Consider the following 20,876-nt stretch of genomic DNA (forward strand, 5'->3'; position numbering starts at 1 on the left):
GGCAAAGTTAAAGGTGCGATAACCGATCGAAATGCCAACGAATCCTTACGCTTGGGTAGAGCAATCCCTCGCCACCATTCACCGCGCAGATTGGTATCGGTCGGTGCAAGCGATCGCTAGTCGTCCGGGTGCGGCGGTGTTGCTGGAGGGGCGTGAAGTCATCAATTTTGCCAGTAATGATTACTTGGGACTCGCGGGGGATGAACGCCTCATCCAAGCCGCAGTAGCGGCTACTCAGACATTTGGCACGGGTAGCACGGGTTCTCGGTTACTCAGCGGACATCGGGAACTGCATCGGGAATTGGAAAAATCGATCGCATCCCTCAAACAAACTGAAGATGCCTTAGTTTTTAGTTCTGGATATCTGGCAAACTTAGGTGCGATCGCTGCTTTAGTCGGAAAACGCGATCTGATTGTGTCTGATGGGTACAATCACTCCAGTCTGAAAAATGGGGCGATTCTTAGCGGTGCAATGGTTATTGAATACCCTCACTGCAATGTTGAGGAGTTAAAAACCCAACTGAATTTACACCGGGAAAAATACCGTCGATGCCTGATTCTCACAGACAGCGTCTTCAGTATGGACGGCGATTTGTGCCCCTTACCGGGACTGTTAAAGCTGGCGGAGGAATTTAGCTGTATGCTGCTCGTTGATGAAGCTCATGCCACAGGGGTACTCGGAGCAACGGGTGCTGGGTGTGTAGAACATTTTGGCTGTAGCAATGTCCCGTTGATTCAAATCGGCACTCTCAGCAAAGCTTTAGGCAGTTTGGGTGGATATGTCGCAGGCAACTCGGCTGTGATTGACTTTTTGCGGAATCGGGCACCTAGTTGGATTTATACAACGGCTCTTTCCCCCGCGGATACCGCTGCGGCATTGGAAGCAGTTCGCATCATCCAAAAAGAACCGGAACGCCTCGCTAGTCTGTGGCGTAATGTCAATTTTCTCAAACAGCAGATTGCCCAGAAGTTACCACTACAATTACTGCCTTCTGAATCACCCATTCTCTGCTTTCCCTTGGAAAGTGCAGAAGCAGCGCTAAAAATGGGACATCAACTAAAAACATCCGGCATTTTCGCCCCAGCGATTCGTCCTCCCACGGTGCCTACGAGTCGAATTCGGCTCTCGGTAATGGCAACCCATGAAACTGCCCATCTTCAACGATTGGTGGAGGCGGTAATGGGTAATATTCAGCCTGGTTGATTCCCCGTAATATAAGAACCCCTCCCTGCCATCGCCTGCGGCTCCGGTTCCCGTCCCCGTACGCGGGGAGGGTTGGGGGTGGGGTTCCAGGTGGAAAAACTATTGCCGATGGTCAACGATGGTAACGCGATCGCTTACTTGGGTCACGTTATCCTGAGACTTAATCTCATTCACAGCCGTCAGATTCTCCTGAGGTTCGACGATGCGGTTAGTGGAATCGCTTCTCGAAGTTGTAGAAGGCGGTACATCGTAGATAGCCCACTCTTGAATGCCGCGATTGCTCAGAACTGATTCGGCACGTTCGATATCGTCTTCGGTGCCATCTACCATAACCAGATAATCACCGCGAGCCACAAGATTGTTATAAACTTGCGCTCGATCTTCAGGAATTCCTAAACCCAGCAGTGCGCCAATCAAGCCACCTGCGGCTGCGCCGATTCCACTCCCCGCCAGGGTGGTTGCGATCGCAGTTGCGGTAGCACCAGCCAACAAAATCGGGCCAACTCCGGGAATCGCCAATACACCCAAACCGAGTAATAAGCCAGTCAGACCGCCTAAAGCACCCCCTGCGATCGCCCCTGTGGTTGCGCTTTCATCAACGTTATTGTCATCAACGCGATCGCTCATTTCAACGCCAGCGATTTGATCCTGGGGGTCTGCATCTCTGGCAACGACGGAAACTTTACTCATCGGAAAGCCAGAATTACTCAGCTCGTGAAGTGCATCTTCCGTATCCCGACGGCTGACAAAGGCACCAACGGCTCGCTTGTGTCGGCGGAAATCGCTGTCATTGACATTATCTTCTGTAGGAACATAGGTGATGGGAGAGGCGGCACCCAGCGGATTCATTCCTAACGAAGAGGAATAACCCGTCGCCAGGGGATCGAGTCCCAATGGGGAAGGATACGTGCTGCTGATCGGATCGAAGGGGGTTGAGGAAGAAGCGCCATAATTGTCAGGAACCGCCGAAACCCCAGTCACATTGTAGACACCCCAATGCTGAATACCTTGCCGGTTCAAAATCGATTCAGCACGATTAATTTCGTCTTGCGTACCCTCGACAATTACTAAATAATCTCCTTGGGAGACTCGGTGGTTGTAAACTTTGGCTTGTTCTTCAGGAATTCCTAAACCCATCAGTGTGCCGACAATGCCACCTGTCGCAGCGCCAACCGCACCCCCGATTAAAGCATCTCCCAGAATAGAAGCGATCGCACCTCCTGCGATAACCGGACCAAATCCCGGAACTGCCAACGCACTTAAGGCTCCTAGGACGCCAACTAAACCGCCGACCGCACCGCCTGCTAAGGCACCCGCCGCTGCACCCCCACCGGCTTCATTGCCACCTCCGTAAGGGTTGACTTCAACACCAGCTACCTCATCTTGCCGAGTGCTATCCCGTGCCACCACAGAAACTGTGTTCATGGCAAAACCAGAGTCCCTAAGCTCGTTGAGCGCATATTCCGCCTGTTCAGGTGTAGAAAATACGCCGACAGCTCGCTTGTTTTGGTCGAGGGTCATTTTTTTCCTCCTAGAAGTATTCAATAACTTCCGTCAGCACAAATACAGAATCAATTTTTTATTTATGCACTTTGCTTATCTTTCTGTTTTTTTCTACACTTTTCATCAGCCTGGAGATGTAAAATTTTCTCTATCAACAGATGGGTAAAAGATATTCTTCTATCAGCTCCTAATGCATTTTTTGCATCAGTTTTTTTGACGAAAAACTCTTTTTGGTTTTTGCTCATTTTTTTGTATGCCTTTATTCCTTGCCCCTTAGCATGAGTGGAAAGACACTTATACTTTGTCTTATACAGTAAACTTAACCCCGAAGCTGCTTCTGTTTCGGGGAAGGGGAAAGAACTTATCTTTTATGAACTTACTTTTATAAGGAGAGGAGTTGCCAAGAGATTAACGGACATTTATCAGGGAGAACCGGCTCCTAGAGCATGAATGGGGAGATTGTGCCCCGATGACCCTGAGAAATTTTTCCGAACAGAGCGCGGGAATTGCCACTGATTCGTTCGGTTATACCACCACCGATAGAGGGCAACTATCGGTACGCTCATAATCAGAAGTAGTTTAAAAGACGCACCGCCAGTTGATTGCCGTTAAAGGGGTGGATCTTTGTGCAAAAGAAGTGGTTACTACCAACCATCAGTGAAATATTAGCCCAGAGCGAACACAGCGAACAAACTGGGGCAAATTCTGTTATGCCTTCTGTAGAGCAGACAGCAGAAAAAGCGCATGGATTGCGCCCTGCCAGCCGGACGGCACGAGAGTACGCCCGTGCCTCGCGGGAGTGGTGTGGAGCGATCGCTGCCTTGGAACAATTGTTGCTGCAAGTTCTAGAACCTGCCACTGATTCGCTACAAGATGCGCCACAAACCTTGGGCTTAGTTTTAGCGGGTCCTGTGCCGGTTCTGAGCCACCCAGCGGTAATGACTCGCGTACATACCGGAATTTTTACAGCAGAGCGATTTAATCCTCTGGCATTAATGCCATTTCTGCTGCCTCCCGCAACAACTCAGCAAAAGGAAAACGAACCTCAATCCACTTCCAACTTCCCGTTAATCCCTGCCGATCCCTTAACAAGCGAACAGTTTTGCGTAATTTTTACACCACGGTTTAGTTTGGTGATGGTTGTTGGAGAAGATATTACAGGTGCCCCAGCTTTCCAATATTCTTTTGATCCGCAAGTGGTGGAGCAAGCGTGGCAAACTTTGCGATCGCGCTTGTTGCTGGCTAGCCTTCATCAAGTGAGTCAGTTAGAAACTTTAGTCGAACGCTTTGCACCCCAAGCGCCCGATTATCGAACCGTTATGCAATTTAGCCGGTTGCTGTTGAAACATTTGCCCGAAGAAATCAGAGGCGATCGGAAAGACGCCGATTTATCCCGTCTTGGGTGTGGGCAAGAAGCAAAAGGTAAAGAGCTAGAAGATAATTCCGAACTGCCAATTTTGAATCCTAAATTAATTGAAAATTCAAAATTTAAAATTCAAAATTCTAATGATGTGGAATTACTTCAAGCGTTTGCCCACGAAGTACGGACGCCCCTGAGTACCATACGCACCTTAACGCGGCTGTTGCTGAAGCGCCGCAACGAATTAGCACCGGACATCATCAGGCGTTTGGAAGCGATCGATCGCGAGTGTACCGAGCAAATTGACCGCATGGAGTTGTTTTTCCGGGCGGTGGAATTAGAAACAGAAACCGTTAAGCGCTCGCCCGTTCACCTGACTGCGATGTCGGTAGCGCAGGTCTTCCAAAACAGCATTCCTCGCTGGCAAAAACAAGCAAATCGTCGCAACTTAACCCTAGAGGTGGTATTACCGCAAAAGCTCCCCGCTGTTGTCAGTAATCCCGCCATGCTGGATCAGGTACTAACTGGGTTAATTGAAAACTTCACTCGCAGCATCCCCGCAGGCGGTCATATTCAGGTGGAGGTGACACCCGCCGGAGACCAGCTAAAATTGCAACTCCAGTCTCAAAACCAACCTGACGAAAGCGGCAACTCGCTAGCCGCAGACAACAACCCACCAACGTGCAAGTCAATTGGTCAGCTATTGATGTTTCAGCCAGAAACCGGATGTTTGAGCCTCAATCTCAACGTCACCAAAAATCTCTTCCAAGCGTTAGGAGGAAAACTGATTGTACGGCAACGACCCCAGCAAGGTGAGGTCATGACGGTTTTCCTACCGTTAGATGTGGATGGTTCCGGCATTTGGAATGCTTAATTGGTAATCGCGGGATAGCGATCGCTATCCCGCCACCAATGCAAGTCTTAATATCTAGCATCCGCTCTTCGTTACAGCCGCGATCGCTGGACAGTATCTTTGTGTCTGGGCTATGACAGTGTAGCTACTGCCGCACATCTACACCTGTTGACCCAGCCATGCGACGCCCAAAAATCGGACTGATGCTATTCGCCATGCTTGTTGCCAATGCCGCGACGCCGGTTTTTGCCAATTTTCCAGCACCCTTAACAGCACCCCAAGCCTTGGCTCAAACCCCAAATGCAAGGAAAGCGGAAGCAGAGCGACTGGATGGGCAAGCATTTGACCAGTATCTTGCCAATCAACAGGAAGCGGCATTACAGTCTTGGCAACAGGCACTCTTGATCTACCAGGAACTCAAAGACCGCCGAGGCGAGGAGTTGGTGCTAGAAAAGATCGACATGGTTTATGAGACTCAAGCAGATCGCCTACGTAAACAAGGAGCTGGGCAGTATTTTACCAGTCAATGGGCAGCGGCATTACAGTCTTTGGAACAGTCACTCTTAATCTACCGGAACATCAAAAACCGAAAAGGCGAGGCATTGGCGCTAGGAGGGATAGGACTGGTTCATGACTCTCTAGGTGACTATGCCAAAGCGATTGATTACACTCAGCAGCAGTTGGGGATCGCACGAGAAATAGAAGACCCACTTAATGAGAGGGCGGCATTGGCCAATCTGGGAGGGATTTACCTTAACTTCGGAAACTACCCTAAGGGGATTGAGTATTCTCAGCAGGTATTGGCGCTCGTTGCAGCAGATGGATTTCCAGATCCACAAGCTGAGGGAAAGGCAGTAGCCAATCTAGGAGCAGCTTACGTTTCCCTGGGAGACTATGCCAAGGCGATTGACTACCTTCAGCAGCAGTTAGCCAACGCACGGGAAATAGGAGACCAACGAAGCGAGGGGGCGGCACTGGGCAATCTAGGAGTGGCTTACAGTAACCTTGGAGACTATGCTAAAGCGATTGATTACACTCAGCAGCAGTTAGCGATTGTTCGGGAAATAAAAAATCGACGAAGTGAGGGGTTGGCACTAGCCAATCTGGCAAGAGGTTATATTTTTTTAGATGACTATACCAAGGCGATTGATTATACTCAGCAGAGTTTGGCGATCGCACGAGAAATCAAAGATCGACGCAATGAGGGAGCTTTACTGGGTCATCTGGGAGTGGCTTACCGTCACCTTGGAGACTATGCTAAAGCGCTTGAATATTCTCAGCAACAGTTAGCGATCGCGCAGGAAATTCAAAACCGTGAAGGCGAAGGCATAGCTCTGCACAATTTAGGTTTTACTCTCTATAAACAAGGCAATTTCGTAACCGCAGAGCCAATTTTAATGGATGCAATTAAGGTTCTGGAATCTATTCGAGCGGGCTTAGGCAGTAACGATGCGAATAAAGTGTCAATCTTTGAAAGGCAAGTTGGTACGTACCAGACATTACAAAAAGTCCTCATTGCCCAGAGTAAAACTGAGCCAGCACTGGAAATTGCGGAGCGGGGAAGGGCACGAGCCTTTGTGGAATTACTCGCTGATAGGTTGCAGGATGACAGGTTACAGGTTGAAGGTTCAGCTCCACCTTCTAACCTTCAACCTCTTACCATTGAGCAAATTAAACAAATTGCTAAAGCGCAAGCCTCCACTCTTGTTCAATATTCGATTATTTACGACACATTCAAAGTTCAAGGTAAACAACAAGCTCAAGAATCAGAACTCTATATTTGGGTCATCAAGCCTACAGGTGAAGTAACGTTTCGCACAGCTGACCTGAAACCTCTGTGGCAAAAACAAAATATTTCTCTAGAAGAACTTGTTACTAGCAGCCGTGATTCCATCGGCGTTAGAGGTCGTGGCCTTGCCGTTGCCTCTAAAGTGGATAAAACCAGCACTAATAAACGATTACAGCAACTGCATCAACTGCTGATTCAACCGATTGCTGACCGATTGCCAAAAGACCCCAACGACCGAATTATTTTCATCCCTCAACGTGAACTGTTCCTAGTTCCCTTCCCAGCACTCCAAGATGCCAGTGGCAAATACTTCATCGAACAACACACTATTGTGACAGCACCCGCTATTCAGGTTCTGGAGCTAACCCACAAGCAACGGCAACGTGTATCGGGAAAGGAAGTGCTAGTGGTAGGCAATCCTACAATGCCTAAAATTGCTCCTAAAATTGGGGAGAAACCGGAGCCGTTATCTCAGCTACCGGGTGCGGAACAGGAAGCAAAAGCGATCGCTTCCCTCCTCAAAACCAAACCGCTCATTGGCAAGCAAGCGACCAAAATAGCGATCGCGCAACAGATGCCCAAAGCGAAGATTATTCATCTGGCGACACATGGATTGCTGGATGATTTCAAAGGTTTGGGTGTACCGGGTGCGATCGCTCTCGCTCCATCTGAGCAGGATACTGGCTTACTTACTGCTAGCGAAATTCTAGACATGAAACTGAATGCTGAGCTAGTCGTGCTGAGTGCTTGCGACACTGGCAGAGGCAAAATTACCGGCGATGGCGTTATCGGACTATCTCGCAGCTTAATTACTGCGGGTATACCCAGTGTAATTGTGTCCCTCTGGTCGGTTCCAGACGCCCCTACAGCATCCTTAATGACCGAATTTTATCAAAACCTTCAAAAGAATCCCGACAAAGCGCAAGCGATGCGTCAGGCGATGCTGACAACAATGAAGCAACACCCCGATCCGAAAGACTGGGCGGCTTTTACTCTTATTGGAGAAGCACAATAATTAAATTAAAACAGAAAGATAGAAATTCTTCGGTTTTTAATTCCTTCTCCCATTCGCTAAGCTCCGTGTAGCTGTTGCTCTTCATTTCGCTCAATGGCAGGCTTTAGACGACGGGATGTATACATAGAATCGGCATGAGTTGTCTGTCGGATTGGAATCTGAATTACAAACTCAGTTCCCTCACCGGGTGCGGAAATACACTTCATCTGACCGCCGTGTTTTTCCACAATCTGATAGCAAATTGATAATCCTAAGCCGGTACCTTTACCCACAGGTTTCGTTGTGAAGAAAGGGTCAAACATTTGACGCCGTACCGCTTCCGTCATCCCAATTCCGTTGTCTTCAATCCTGATAGCTACCTGATTTTTACCGACTAATTCGGTGCGTATCCAAATTGTCGGGGGTTGGGAATCGATACTGTCCTCTCCATGAGCCATCCCCCATGATTCTTTAGCAAAGACCTCTTCGAGGGCATCAATGGCATTACTGAGAATATTCATAAATACCTGGTTAATCTGCCCCCCCAAACACTCCACAGCAGGGAGGCTGCCATATTCTTTAATAACTTTAATCCCAGAGCGTCCCGCTTTTGCTTCTAGTTGATTTTGTAATATCAGAAGAGTACTATTTATCCCGTCGTGGATATTCACAAATTTCTGTTGCGCTTCATCCAATCGGGAGAAATTTCGTAGGGACAGTACCAAGTCCCGGATACGGTTGGCTCCCACCTTCATCGAGCCTAAAAGTTTCGGGAGGTCTGTCTTCAAAAAATCCAGGTCAATTGCCTCAATTTCTGTTTGAATTTCCGGTTCTGGTTGAGGATGATGTTTGATATAAAGTTGCAGCAGATTCAGCAAATCCTGGACATATTGACCGGCATAGCTGAGATTGCCGTAAATAAAATTAATCGGATTGTTAATTTCGTGGGCAATACCAGCTACCAGTTGCCCCAAACTGGACATTTTTTCTGTTTGAATCAGCTGGGCTTGGGTTTTTTGCAGTTGGTGTAAAGTTTGTTCCAGATGTTCGGCTTGTTGTTGTAGAGACGCGATTAATCCTGTCTTTTGCGCCTCTGATTTCCGCAAAGCCGCCTCTACTGCGACACGCTCAATAATGTCCTTTTTGAGAAGCACATTCGCTTGAGCCAATTCGGCAGTTTGTTCCTCTACTTGTTTTTTTAAGTTATCGTGCGCTTGTCGCAATGCCTTTTCAGCTCGTTTGCGCTCAGCAATTTCACAACGCAATCGCTCGTTGCTATTTTCTAATGCTTTGGTACGCTCTTCTACTGCCTGCTGCAATACCTCAATGACATTGTACATATCCGCCGGATTCAGCACTTGTAGCAGGCTGGTTTGGGAGACAATGCCGAGTAATTCGCCCTGATTGCTAGCAACTACCAGACGTCGCACGCGCCGCCGCTGCATTTCTTGATGGGCAACCCATAGGGAATCTGAGGGTTGCAGACAAAATAAGGGTGTACTCATTACGTCTTTTGCCTGCAATTTCGACAAGTCTAATTCCATCGCCTGAAACTGCACCACATCTCGCTCGGTGACAATGCCTACGGGCATTGGGAATTGAGAATTAAGCGTCTTTATTGGCTTGTTCTCAATTTTGTTTTCCCTCTGTTCTGTAATGACGACACAGCTGACTAGCTGACTCGCCATGATTTGGGCTAAATCGAGAACAGAAGCCGTTATAGGCGCATGAACGACTTGGGATGTCATCACATCCGCAACGTATCGCAATCGCGTTAGAAGATTAACGGGTTGCAACGCTTTGCGAATACTATCGTGCGTGACAATTCCGACTACCCCTGCATTATCGTCAATGATTGGCAAATGGCGAATTCGGTGCTGACGAAACAAGGAAAGAGCCGTGAAAACATCGTGAGCTTCTGATTGTCTGAGGGTAATGGCTGGTTGCGTGACGACATCGGCAATTTTGACGTTAATTAGGGAAGCTCTGGCGGCAGTCAGTCTAACAATATCGCGCTCTGTAAAGACTCCCACAAGCTGCGATCCTTGCATGACTAAGACACAATGACCTGCGGCATCGGCAGTGTCAAAATCGGTCTCCTCTTGTGACAACCAACAGGATGCAGGGTGCGGCAAGGCGGCGTTCATTCCCTCGCTCGCCTCCCAGCTTGGGTCTTCTGACGCTGCACTGGTGTCTGCTTGTGTCCCTCTGGCTTGGGTTCCTCTGGGCAACTCACAACTACTCCGTAACTGGCTCATTAGCGCCAATACATCAAGGAGAGGTGTGTCAGGCGCTACAGTCAGAGGCTGACGGTCAATAGCAGGGTCTAGAGATAGGCAAGGAAGCGGCAGGGCGTTGGGCTGCATTGTGAACCCATCCAGTAATTTCCACAGGGGTACTGTTGGCAATTGTAAACTGTGATACACCCAAACTTCTGCTAATTCTTAGTTATGTGCAATAAATCATTACTTGATTGCAATAAATATTTATGTTTTATGAAAGAAAATAAATCCCTAGATAGAGGGCTAATTCATAAATTGTCTATATAAAATCAGCACAAGTATCCTAAGAGCAAATATTTCCCTTTCTAGAAGAGAGTCCAATGAGTCCAATGGTTCTTAGCTCTTCAAAAATGAGGAATCGAGGGCTATTTTTCTTATCAAAAAAGAATAATAAAAAGGCTCCAGCAACGACTCAAAATTAGGATAACGAGCAAGAACAAATACATTAAACCCAAATTCGTGCTGGTATATTGCACCTAAAATAATTTACAAATAAGCTTAATGATTAGGGTATAGGCTAATTGCTAATTGGGCAAAAAAGGGCTTTGATTAGCGACTAGCCATTCGTTATTCAGGCTTCAACAGCACCAGTATTTTATCAACAATCGCATCACCAGCGCGGGTTTGCAGGATGGAATATGCTAATTCAATGAACGCAAAATCAGGGCGATTGTCTGTTTTAATCAGTTTGCTAGCAGGATAAAAAGTAATGTCATTGACAATGCCTTCATTCGTTATCCCTGTTTGCCAACCTGCTCGATTCCACGACAGCGATTTCCCACGTAAAGTCAACTGAAACCACTCGATATCATCTTCTCGCAGGTCAATAAACAGATCGAAATAAGGTTCTCCACCCTGATACCATACTCTTTTGACGCCATCTCCCTTGGCTGAGGTCAATAGCTTCTGATTGATCCGTCGCAACGAAGCGCCCAGTCCTGCAATCTCATCCCGATCCATAGCCATATCCATTTTTCGCATAGCAGCAAGGTTAATTACGTCACAATCAATCTGGGCGTAGGTTGACAGTTCGTTAAATAAGTAAGGCACGGATTCTCTCTTTAGAACATATTGGTGGATACGAGACTTCTGAGGGTGACTCCGGATTTGAGAATAAGGTTAGAGGCTGCAAGCCAGCGATTAACACTAAAAGAGAAAGAACGACTTGTTGTAGGTGCAGGTTTATCCATCTAGTTGGCTATTTACAAATATTTGGCTTCAATCCGTCCTTATGCAACTAACAAACTTCATCGTTTTATTTGTCCTGCCTGAACAGAGAGAATTTGAGAAGAATTCAACCACTGGGCATCGAAGGAACCTAAGTGAGTAGTGGTAATCAGGGTCTGAAAGCGGTCTTGGATGGCATCTAACAGTTGATTTTGGCGGTTTGGGTCTAACTCGGCTAGAACATCATCAAGTAGTAACAGTGGCGGTTCTCCAACGACTTCTTCAATCAACTTTAGCTCTGCCAGTTTCAGTGCCAAGACTAGGGTTCGCTGCTGACCTTGGGAGCCATAAATTCTTGCCGGTGTTTGGTTGATGGTAAACTCAACTTCGTCCCGGTGAGGGCCGACGAGGGTTGTGCCTTGGTGACGTTCGACGACCCGACGCTGTTGAATTTTCTCTAGAAAAGCTTGTTGCACCGCTTCGGGTTCTTCCTTCTCCAGGGTGACATTGGGGGCATATTTTAATTCCAGCACTTCAGCTCTACCGCTAATGCTAGCGTGCCAAGCCTGAGCGAGAGGTGCCAGCCGTGTCAGGACTCTGGCTCGACGACGGGTAACGCGAGAACCCGCGATCGCTAATTGGACATCCCACAACGCCAATTCTGAGTCACGATTCAAGTCCCCATCGGTGGAAATTTCCTCTTGCCTGTTACTAGAAGAAGGTTGGGCTTTTCTCGCTTCTTGTCTTAATAAGGCGTTGCGCTGCCGTAATACTTGGTTATATTGCTGCAAAATGTGGGCGTAGACGGGTTCCAACTGGGTGAGGATGGAATCTAGCCAGTTGCGGCGTTGTTCGGGGGCACCTCGCACTAGATCTAAATCTAAACTGGAGAATTCTACAGCGTTGAGGACGCCGAGAAAATCCATTTGGCGTCGCAAAGCTTCTTGGTTAATGGCTGCGGTGCGACGCCCTTGAGTGCGGAGGGTTAAAGCCAGATCCACTAAGCCGTTAGCGCGTTCCAGCGTGGCTGTAATTTTACCGTCCGCCGCGCCTTCGCGGATCAGGTCGCGATCGCGTCCGGCTCGATGGCTTTTGAGGGTTGATAGTAACTCGACTGCTTCCAAAAGATTGGATTTTCCTTGGGCATTATTCCCCACCAAAATCGTCTTAGGAGCCTCGAAATCAACTCCACAATCCAAGTAGTTGCGAAACTGGCGCAAGTGGAGGGTTTTGAGATACATAGCTAATGGATCATTAGTAATGGAATGGGTAATGGGGCATGGGTGATTATTTTCAGCCTAGATTCTTCCAATAACCAGTCCCTAATTCCCCATTACTTATTACCCATTACCGTCTGCCTTTGTAAAAAAAACGGATAAACAGTTTTTCCATCTCAACCCAAACGAACATTAAGGAACTGAAGGCGATGCAAATACCGAGTTCAGTAAGATTCAGGTAGTGAGTTCCAAAGAAAGAACGCAGAGGAGGTACGTAGACGAGCATTAGCTGCAACGCCGTGGTGACAACCACTGCTCCCCACAAATACAGGTTGGTAAAGGGATTCATCTCGATCGTCAGTCGGCTGTTAGAACGAACCGCCAAAGCGTGTCCCATCTGAGCGAGACACAAGGTTGTAAAGACCATCGTTTTCCAAACCTCTGGATCACCCTGATAGCCTGGTGCATGAGTATAGTTGTAAGCCCATGCCATTAAAGCAATACTGATAATCGCAAAGATAATCCCAATCCGAACCATATAAGAACCCAGCCCTTGGGCAAAAATACTTTCGCGGGGATTCATGGGAGGACGGCGCATCACATCGGGTTCTGCGGGTTCTACAGCAAGGGCGAGAGCGGGTAAACCATCCGTGACGAGGTTCATCCAGAGAATCTGCAAGGGCGAGAGCGGAACGCCCCCCAAGCCAAGCAGAGGTGCGGCGGCAATGGTCAACACTTCGCCGATGTTGCTTCCCAGAATGTATTTGATAAAGCGGCGAATATTACTGTAAACCGTTCGCCCTTCTTCGGTAGCGGCGACGATGGTAGCGAAGTTGTCGTCCAGCAGCACCATATCGCTGGCTTCTTTGCTGACATCGGTGCCGGTAATGCCCATTGCGATGCCGATGTCGGCTTGTTTGAGTGCTGGGGCATCGTTGACGCCATCGCCGGTCATGGCGACAAATCTACCGCGACGCTGGAGGGCTTGAACAATGCGGAGTTTGTGTTCGGGGGCAACACGGGCGTAGATGCTAACTTCGTCAACGACTTGATCTAGCTCCTCTGGACTAAACTTTTGCAGTTGTTGACCTGTGAGGACGCGATCGCCTTCTTGGGCAATCCCTAAATCTTGGGCGATCGCTTGTGCTGTTAGCTGGTGGTCGCCAGTAATCATCATGGCTCGAATTCCAGCGGCTTTGCATTTAGCGACTGCATCCCGCACTTCCGGACGCGGAGCATCCTGCATTCCGACTAAACCCAGCCAAACTAATTCTTGCTCGTTTGTTTCCTCCGATCCTTCGGGCGGAACGCTCTCTAAAGGCTTGTAAGCAAATCCCAGTACCCGCAAGCCCTTACTTGCCATCTGGTTATTTTGCTCCAGAATTTGAGTTCGTTGCTCATCGCGCAGAACTTCGCTCTGGTCGCCTACCTGAATTTGGGTACAACGCTCCAAAATTAACTCTGGAGAACCCTTCGTAAACATCAGGTGGCTGCTAGAAAAAGGCGTGTTTTGAATCCAAGCGCCCGCTTCGCAGATCGCGCTCATCCGCTTGCGTTCGGAGGAAAAAGGAAACTCGGCAACGCGGCGCATTTGGCGGCTTAGCGGTTCCTTATCAATTCCTCCCTTCCCAGCCAGGACAATTAATGCCCCTTCTGTGGGGTCGCCGAGAATTGCCCACTCATTCTTGTCGTGCTGTAACATTGCGTCATTACAAAGCACGCAGCCAAGCATCAGGATTTGCAGATCCCGATACTGCTCTGCGGCTACCTGCCGCTCGTCGAGATAAAATTCTCCGGTAGGGATGTAACCTTCGCCGGTAACGCGGAAGGTATGGTTTGCCGTGTCTACCCGCTGCACCACCATTTTATTTTGGGTGAGGGTGCCGGTTTTATCCGAGCAGATAGTTGTGACAGAACCGAGGGTTTCTACCGCTGGGAGTTTGCGAATCAGTGCGTGGCGGCGTACCATCCGCTGGGTTCCCAGTGCCAACGTCACTGTAATGACTGCTGGCAAGCCTTCTGGCACTACCGCCACTGCCATCGATAGAGAAACTTCCACAAGGTCTTGCAAGACATTCCAGTTCCAACGCCCCTGGCTGAAGAAATTATGCAGCATTCCGCCGACGATGACGATGGCAACTAAGATCAAAGAACCCGTCACCAGCACGTTGCCCAGCTGGGTCATTCGCTGTTGCAACGGGGTGTCTTCAGCTTCGACGGATTGCAGCATATCGGCAATTTTGCCGAGTTCCGTCTTCATACCAGTGCCGGTGACGATGACCTTGCCGCGCCCTTGGACGACTTCAGTGCCTTGAAAGACTAAGTTAATGCGATCGCCCAACGCGGTTTCTTCACTCAGATGCACCGCTGCCTGCTTACTTGATGGATGAGCTTCGCCGGTTAGTGCCGATTCCCGCACTTGCAGATTTGACTCTTCAATTAGACGCCCGTCGGCGGAAACCTGCACCCCTGCTTCGAGGAGCATGATGTCTCCTGGAACAAGATCCTTGCCGTCCACCTCTAATTGTCTGCCATCGCGGATCGTTCGCACTTTCGGAGAGGAAAGCTTCTTGAGGGCGGCAAGTGCTTTTTCGGCGCGGCTTTCCTGGAGATAGCCCAAGACGCCGTTAAGGATGACAATCAGTAAAATTGCAATTGTGTCCTTGAAGGGAATTTCACCAGGGGCTAATCTGCCAGCGCGTAAATCCACCAGGTCTAGAATCCCGGAAATCAGTGCTACTAGAATCAGCATCAACAACATGATGTTTTTGAACTGATCGAGCAAGATTTCCCAGGTACTTCGACCCGCAGTTTCTTGCAGTTCGTTGGGTCCGTATTGCTGCAACCGCTGTTTGGCTTCCTGGGTCGTCAGACCAACTTCTGGGTCGCTTGCTAGCTGCTCCAGTGTCTTGTCCACTGGTAGAGTATGCCAGACGCTTGCTAGATCGGGTTTTGAATGTGAAGGAGATGGGGTCACGGGAAATGCTTTAACACCTACTAGCACTTAATCATAGGGCTTAAATCCGGTGACTGGGAGGTATTTTAAGGAGTGCGTAGGGGTGATTGTGGAACTAAAACCGATATCGCTTCAGGAATTAGGCGAAATTTGGCAGGGGTGTAAGTGGTGATTTCACCATCAGTATTAATCGGGAGAGGTTTTAGCGTGGATACCTCAATTTCCCGCCCTTGAAGACTTCGCACCTCAGGCCATTCTGCTTGTTTTCCTTTTAGCATGGAAGGTAGCAATCGGACGATCTGCCATGCATTTTGAACTTCCAAGCTGTACACATCCAAGCGCTGATCGTCAATGGTAGCATCGTCAGCAACGGTCATGCCACCGCCGTAATATCGTCCGTTGCCTACGGCAATCTGAACGGTTCTCACCTGAATAGATTCGCCATTGAGACGAATTTTTGCTAGAAAAGGACGCGATCGCCCAATCACCTGGATGGCGGTGACTGCGTAGGCGAGGACTCCCCAGCGTTGCTTAATTTCTTTGGTTAGCTGTTGAGTAATTTGCACGCTCAATCCGAGACTAGCAACATTGAAGAAGTGCTTTCCATTCACCCAACCTAAGTCAATTCGCTGTTTTTGACCTGTTGCAATTACCTCGCAAGCTTCGGGGAGGGAGACAGGAATTGAAAGGGTTCGTGCCAGGTCGTTGGCTGTTCCTAAAGGCAAGATGCCCAACGGGAGTTGCGTGTCAATCAGACCCTCGGCGGCGGCATTTAGGGTGCCATCTCCGCCACCAATGATAACGAGATCGACGCGATCGCGGTAACGACGGATAATTTCTGGTATCTGCTGGGGCTTTTGTGTGGACTCTTCTTGCAGGTCAAAGCCTAACTCCTGCAATTTGGCAACCGCCTCTGATAGACCTTCTTTTCCTCGGCGTGCGTGGCGATTTAGTAGCAACAATGCTCGCCGGTTCATGCTGAGCCTCTTCCATTAATTGTCAATTATTTTGACAAACCTTTGATAAAAAGAAATCTACCTGGGGAGGCAAGAGGAATTGAAGCTTGAAGGCGAATCTTGAGCTGGCTCCCAATCTTAACTTGACAATTTGCCACCTGTAACTTTGATAATTTTCGCAGTGTTTATAAATATCGCTGAAGGACTTGGGCAGTTGCTTGTCCCGTTTTTGTCCAGCTAAATTGACTGGCTCTAGCGAGACTAGCTTGACGAAGACGCGATCGCAATCCTGAATCTATTACGACTGCCTGCATCGCTTCGGCAATTTCTCCCACGTTGTAGGGATTGACTAAAAGGGCGGCGTCACCCGCGACTTCTGGCAGCGAGGAGAGGTTGGAAGTAATCACGGGGGTGCCACACGCCATTGCTTCTAAAACGGGCAGTCCAAAGCCCTCCCAGAGGCTAGGGAAGACGAGAGCGATCGCTTGATTGATTAGCGTCGGCAATTCCTCGTAGGAAACGTAATCTAAAAACTTTACTTGATTTTTTATACCTAGCTGTTCCACCTGCGCCATCAACACAGGCGTATAACGTTTATCTCTAGCTCCGGCTATCCATAATTCATCATCACGGCAACTTGGTAAAGTAGCAAATGCGTCAATTAACCGAGCAATATTTTTGTAGGGATCTTGGCGACCGACGTAGAGGAAATAATTCCTAGTAGGAATATCTAGAAACCGAAAATGATTGACGTCATAAGCTAAATGAACTGGCGTAATTTTATCTTCTGGGATACCGAAAAGATAAATAATATCCTGAGCGGTCGCCCTAGAGTTACAAATAATATGCTCAGCTTGCGCTAAAACTTGGGGAATGTAGTAGCGGAAGTAGGGCGTTAGGGGAGAAAAGCGTTTGGGAAACCTCAGCGGGATAAGATCGTGAACCATCACCACTGAACGGCAACCCGCATACAACGGCGCTTCTGGAACTGGGGAAAAGATTAAACTAGAATTCAATTTTTTGTAAATTTCGGGCAACTGCCACTGCGTCCACAGCAGACGGCGAAAATGCCCTTTTGACCCTTGGGCGGGGGTTAGATCCGACGGAACTGGATAGCAGCGATAGTTGGGAAAATTTTGGGCTGTCAGTAAGGTTGGTTCGAGAGGCTGGAGGTGCGGAAAAAGATTTATGGCATAGGTGCTGATGCCAGTCGGTTGGGAAAAAATGAAGGAAAGATTGACTAGGAGTGGAGACAGCAAGGTTAGTATCGCTTTTTTAAATAGAGGAAGACGCCGTAAAGTTTACCAAGGGCTACCGACGGTTTTACTACAAGTAACATAAACGCATGGAAAATAAGACGGAGAAACCGTAGCGATCGCACTGTTAAACTTGCATATTTTTCCAAAATTAGCAAGTAGCTATAGGTACTGTGCTTAATTTTATTAAAAATGTTTCTGTTTGTAATCGAAGATGGTTGATGTCCGACGCGAATCAGAGAGGTAATACCGATTAAATGCCCCTCTAGGGAATAGCGTCTACAAAAATCAAAATCTTCATAATAAAGAAAGTAAGCCGGGTCAAACTCAGGACAACTGGGAAACTTTCGGAAATTGACCAGCAGACTACATCCCGAAACCCAATCGCATGGTATATAGGCTAATTTTGGATGCCTCAATAACAGATTTTCAGAGAGAATTGTTCCCGTTTCATGAATAAACCGTCCTCCACCAAACCAAACTTCTCGTGTCGGTGTATAGATAAGAGTGCCAACAATAGAAAGTTCTGGATAAGTCTTAAAAAAGGCTGGCACGTATTCTAGAGATTTTTCTAAAAGGTAACTATCCGGGTTGATAATCCAAACGATTGCTTCATTATCTTGCTCGTAAACCCAATTTAAACCTAAGTTACAGGCTCTGCCAAATCCTAGATTAGTTTTTGCTTCAAGAATTAGAATATTATCAGTTTTGACTTGCTCAATTGAAGCATCATCTGGAGAGTTATTGACAATAACAACCTGATAGGGAACCTCGCTATCCTCCGGAAACGATCTAATGAGTTGAGTAACTAAATCTGTTGAATAATAGTTAACTGTAACGAAATAGATCACGTCAGTTCAACGTGGCAATCATCACCAATCATAAAACGCAGGGCCTTGGGTCGGCGGTGGGCAGCGGTTAGCTGGGCACGTTGCCCAATCAGGCTATCCACAATTCGTTGATGAATTCCCACCACTTGAGCGCCCTGTAAGATAACACTATGCTCAAGATCGGCGTCGATTAGGATGCTGCAATCGCCAATGCTACTATAGGGTCCAATAAAGCAGTTTTCGATATGGCAGTCTCGACCAATAATCGCGGGACCCCGAATGGTACTGTTAACGACTTTTGACCCTGTACCAATTTCCACTCGTCCAATGATTTGAGTGTGGTCATCCAGCTCACCTTGAACTGAGCCGACAAGATAACTATCTAGAATAATTTGATTGGCTGACAAAAGATCGTCTTTTTTACCAGTATCCAGCCACCAGCCTTCTAATTGACACGCTTCTACGCTTTTTTGCTGGTCGATCAAGCATTGAATGGCATCTGTAATTTCCAGTTCGCCTCGCTTAGATGGGTGGATACAAGCAATGGCGTGATGGATGCTGCGATCGAAAAAGTAAATCCCCACTAAGGCGAGATTGGAGGGAGGAACTTGGGGTTTTTCTACCAGATACAATACTCGTCCCTTCTCATCCACTTTGGCGACACCAAAGGCGCTGGGATTAGCCACTGGACGCAAGAGAATCATCGCGTCCAAGTTTTGGGCTTTGAAGGTGTCCAGAAATGGATCTAAATTGTTCTGGATCAGGTTATCGCCCAGGTACATGATGAAGGGTGCATCTTCCAAGAAAGGTTGGGCAATTTGGACGGCGTGGGCAAGTCCTGCTGGCTGTTCCTGGAGAATGTACGTAATTCTGGCACCGAAGCGATCACCATCGCCAGTTTTGGCTTGAACTTCTGCGCCGGTTTCGGGACTGATAATAATACCAATGTCGGTAATGCCTGCGGCAACGATGCGTTCGATGCCGTACCAGAGGATGGGTTTGTTCGCGACGGGCACGAGTTGTTTTGCCCCCGTATAGGTGAGAGGACGCAGCCTCGTGCCTTTACCGCCGGAGAGAATTAAAGCTTTCATCGCCTATGTACTCCAGTAACATCTGCCGCAATCCCTGTCGCCAGTGGGGGGGATAAGTTCCCATAACCGCAGATATTTTCCCACAGGAAAGGACAGAATAGGCGGGACGATGTGCGGGAGTGGGATATTCAGCAGTAGTAATGGGGATGATGCGCTGGACTTTTAAGGGGAACCCCACGTGTTTGGCTTCTTCAAAGATGGCAACAGCAAAGTCATACCAGCTGGCGACACCGCTATTGGTGTAGTGGTAGGTTCCGGCGATTTCTGGTGTCAGATGGGGAATGAGTTGCGCGATCGCTTGTGCTAAATGTTTTGCCCAAGTCGGGCTACCAATTTGATCGGCAACAACGCGGATTTCCTCGCGTTCCCCACCCAGTCGCAGCATGGTTTTGACAAAATTACTTTTGCCGTAGGTGCCGTATACCCAAGCTGTCCGCAAAATAATATAGTTATTGCAGTTTTCTTGAACTGCTTGCTCTCCGGCTAATTTTGTGCGACCGTAAGTGCTTGCAGGGTTAGTATTGTCAGTTTCTTGATAAGGGTAACCGTTTTTGCCGTCAAAAACGTAATCTGTAGAAATATGAATTAGGTACACGCCTAATTTTTGGCTTTCTTGGGCTAGGATAGCAGGCGCTAAAGCATTTACAGCGTCAGCCTGTTCTGGTTCACTTTCGGCTTTATCCACTGCCGTATAAGCGGCAGCATTAATAATTACCTGCGGCTGAACTTCTTGGACTATCTGACGCAGGGTTTCTGGCTGTGTAAAATCAACTCTTTCACGTGCAACAGCTATTACTTCTGCATTAGTAAATACTTGCTGTAATTCTTGACCTACTTGCCCTGCACTACCAGTAAGTAATATTTTTGTCATCAAAAAACCTCAGCAGTTTTTATAGTTTTACCAGCTTGGTCTTTTACAGATAGTATTGGTGTCCCATCTAAAGGCCAATCTATAGCTAAATCAGGATCGTTCCAAAGAATACAACGTTCGTGTTGAGGGGCGTAATAATCAGTAGTTTTGTAAAGAACTTCCGCTACTTCTGAAATAACTAAAAATCCGTGAGCAAAACCAGCAGGAACCCAGAATTGCTTTTTATTTTCAGCATTAAGAATACAACTAACCCACTGACCAAAAGTCGGAGAGTTTTGGCGAATATCTACTGCGACATCAAAAATTTCACCAACAACAGCACGGACTAACTTTCCTTGAGGTTGTTGGATTTGGTAGTGAAACCCACGTAAAACATTTTTAACTGAACGTGAGTGATTATCTTGCACAAAGTTAGCTGAAATTCCAGCTTTCTCTATAAAGCTGTTTTGATTGTAGCTCTCAAAAAAGAAACCGCGACTATCACCAAAAACTTGCGGCTCAATCACTAATACATCAGGAATTGCAGTAGTTATGATGTTCATCAGTA

Annotated in this window: 16 protein-coding genes; 3 read left to right on the top strand and 13 right to left on the bottom strand. The window is 47.8% G+C overall.

Features of this window, described 5'->3' with window-relative positions; genetic code table 11:
- Positions 1-31: 31 nt before the first annotated feature.
- The gene (gene bioF / locus NDA06_RS04550) at positions 32-1,204 is read left to right on the top strand and encodes an 8-amino-7-oxononanoate synthase (RefSeq protein ID WP_190984834.1); all 1,173 of its coding nucleotides are present in this window, start codon (positions 32-34) and stop codon (positions 1,202-1,204) included.
- Positions 1,205-1,303: 99 nt separating this feature from the next.
- On the opposite strand, the gene NDA06_RS04555 is transcribed toward bioF, so the two are convergent.
- The 3 genes from NDA06_RS04555 to NDA06_RS04565 all read right to left on the bottom strand — a co-directional run bounded on the left by NDA06_RS04555 (position 1,304) and on the right by NDA06_RS04565 (position 3,273).
- Positions 1,304-2,725: a general stress protein gene (locus NDA06_RS04555; RefSeq protein ID WP_199323981.1), complete on the bottom strand. Its 1,422-nt coding sequence runs from the start codon at positions 2,723-2,725 to the stop codon at positions 1,304-1,306.
- Between the two features lie 62 nt (positions 2,726-2,787).
- Positions 2,788-2,952, bottom strand: coding sequence for a hypothetical protein (locus tag NDA06_RS04560; RefSeq protein WP_190426155.1), 165 nt, complete (start codon positions 2,950-2,952; stop codon positions 2,788-2,790).
- A 177-nt stretch (positions 2,953-3,129) separates the two neighbouring features.
- Positions 3,130-3,273: a hypothetical protein gene (locus NDA06_RS04565; RefSeq protein WP_190410387.1), complete on the bottom strand. Its 144-nt coding sequence runs from the start codon at positions 3,271-3,273 to the stop codon at positions 3,130-3,132.
- Positions 3,274-3,333: 60 nt separating this feature from the next.
- Between NDA06_RS04565 and NDA06_RS04570 the strand changes: the two genes are divergently transcribed.
- Together NDA06_RS04570 and NDA06_RS04575 are read left to right on the top strand one after the other, a co-directional pair.
- Positions 3,334-4,941, top strand: a complete 1,608-nt coding sequence (locus NDA06_RS04570; RefSeq protein ID WP_190984833.1) for a HAMP domain-containing sensor histidine kinase — start codon at positions 3,334-3,336, stop codon at positions 4,939-4,941.
- Positions 4,942-5,099: 158 nt separating this feature from the next.
- Complete coding sequence (locus NDA06_RS04575) at positions 5,100-7,724, top strand: CHAT domain-containing tetratricopeptide repeat protein (protein ID WP_190984832.1); 2,625 nt, start codon at positions 5,100-5,102, stop codon at positions 7,722-7,724.
- A 56-nt stretch (positions 7,725-7,780) separates the two neighbouring features.
- Here the strand turns inward: NDA06_RS04575 and NDA06_RS04580 are convergent, their stop codons facing one another.
- The 10 genes from NDA06_RS04580 to rfbC all read right to left on the bottom strand — a co-directional run bounded on the left by NDA06_RS04580 (position 7,781) and on the right by rfbC (position 20,871).
- Entirely contained in the window at positions 7,781-10,069 is a 2,289-nt protein-coding gene (locus tag NDA06_RS04580; protein ID WP_190984852.1) for a CBS domain-containing protein, read from the bottom strand.
- A 483-nt stretch (positions 10,070-10,552) separates the two neighbouring features.
- On the bottom strand, positions 10,553-11,035 hold the full coding sequence (locus NDA06_RS04585) for a hypothetical protein (RefSeq protein WP_347277000.1): 483 nt from the start codon (positions 11,033-11,035) through the stop codon (positions 10,553-10,555).
- Between the two features lie 197 nt (positions 11,036-11,232).
- Positions 11,233-12,393, bottom strand: coding sequence for a DNA replication/repair protein RecF (gene recF, locus NDA06_RS04590; RefSeq protein WP_190433608.1), 1,161 nt, complete (start codon positions 12,391-12,393; stop codon positions 11,233-11,235).
- A gap of 106 nt (positions 12,394-12,499) precedes the next feature.
- Entirely contained in the window at positions 12,500-15,346 is a 2,847-nt protein-coding gene (locus NDA06_RS04595) for an HAD-IC family P-type ATPase (RefSeq protein ID WP_190984831.1), read from the bottom strand.
- A gap of 65 nt (positions 15,347-15,411) precedes the next feature.
- Entirely contained in the window at positions 15,412-16,302 is an 891-nt protein-coding gene (locus tag NDA06_RS04600) for a lipid kinase (protein WP_190984830.1), read from the bottom strand.
- Positions 16,303-16,466: 164 nt separating this feature from the next.
- A complete protein-coding gene (locus NDA06_RS04605) occupies positions 16,467-17,540 on the bottom strand; it encodes a glycosyltransferase family 1 protein (protein WP_190984829.1) in 1,074 nt (357 codons plus the stop codon).
- 2 nt (positions 17,541-17,542) lie between these two features.
- Positions 17,543-18,388: a glycosyltransferase gene (locus NDA06_RS04610; protein ID WP_190984828.1), complete on the bottom strand. Its 846-nt coding sequence runs from the start codon at positions 18,386-18,388 to the stop codon at positions 17,543-17,545.
- A complete protein-coding gene (locus NDA06_RS04615) occupies positions 18,385-19,458 on the bottom strand; it encodes a glucose-1-phosphate thymidylyltransferase (RefSeq protein ID WP_190984827.1) in 1,074 nt (357 codons plus the stop codon). The genes NDA06_RS04610 and NDA06_RS04615 overlap by 4 nt, the downstream gene beginning before the upstream one ends.
- Positions 19,430-20,329, bottom strand: a complete 900-nt coding sequence (gene rfbD, locus NDA06_RS04620; protein ID WP_190531498.1) for a dTDP-4-dehydrorhamnose reductase — start codon at positions 20,327-20,329, stop codon at positions 19,430-19,432. The genes NDA06_RS04615 and rfbD overlap by 29 nt, the downstream gene beginning before the upstream one ends.
- Positions 20,329-20,871, bottom strand: a complete 543-nt coding sequence (gene rfbC / locus NDA06_RS04625) for a dTDP-4-dehydrorhamnose 3,5-epimerase (RefSeq protein WP_190984850.1) — start codon at positions 20,869-20,871, stop codon at positions 20,329-20,331. Before rfbC ends, rfbD begins: the two co-directional genes overlap by 1 nt.
- Positions 20,872-20,876 lie beyond the last annotated feature (5 nt).

It is taken from the genome of Trichocoleus sp. ST-U1 (assembly GCF_039961835.1).
Taxonomy (GTDB): domain Bacteria; phylum Cyanobacteriota; class Cyanobacteriia; order Cyanobacteriales; family FACHB-T130; genus FACHB-T130.

Bases quoted from the DNA above. Each gene is read 5' to 3' on its own strand.
- NDA06_RS04565 (WP_190410387.1), bottom strand. From the start codon at position 3,273: ATGAGCGTACCGATAGTTGCCCTCTATCGGTGGTGGTATAACCGAACG.
- NDA06_RS04600 (WP_190984830.1), bottom strand. From the start codon at position 16,302: ATGAACCGGCGAGCATTGTTGCTACTAAATCGCCACGCACGCCGAGGA.
- NDA06_RS04555 (WP_199323981.1), bottom strand. From the start codon at position 2,725: ATGACCCTCGACCAAAACAAGCGAGCTGTCGGCGTATTTTCTACACCT.
- recF (WP_190433608.1), bottom strand. From the start codon at position 12,393: ATGTATCTCAAAACCCTCCACTTGCGCCAGTTTCGCAACTACTTGGAT.
- NDA06_RS04560 (WP_190426155.1), bottom strand. From the start codon at position 2,952: ATGAGCAAAAACCAAAAAGAGTTTTTCGTCAAAAAAACTGATGCAAAA.
- rfbC (WP_190984850.1), bottom strand. From the start codon at position 20,871: ATGAACATCATAACTACTGCAATTCCTGATGTATTAGTGATTGAGCCG.
- NDA06_RS04575 (WP_190984832.1), top strand. From the start codon at position 5,100: ATGCGACGCCCAAAAATCGGACTGATGCTATTCGCCATGCTTGTTGCC.
- NDA06_RS04580 (WP_190984852.1), bottom strand. From the start codon at position 10,069: ATGCAGCCCAACGCCCTGCCGCTTCCTTGCCTATCTCTAGACCCTGCT.
- rfbD (WP_190531498.1), bottom strand. From the start codon at position 20,329: ATGACAAAAATATTACTTACTGGTAGTGCAGGGCAAGTAGGTCAAGAA.
- bioF (WP_190984834.1), top strand. From the start codon at position 32: ATGCCAACGAATCCTTACGCTTGGGTAGAGCAATCCCTCGCCACCATT.
- NDA06_RS04615 (WP_190984827.1), bottom strand. From the start codon at position 19,458: ATGAAAGCTTTAATTCTCTCCGGCGGTAAAGGCACGAGGCTGCGTCCT.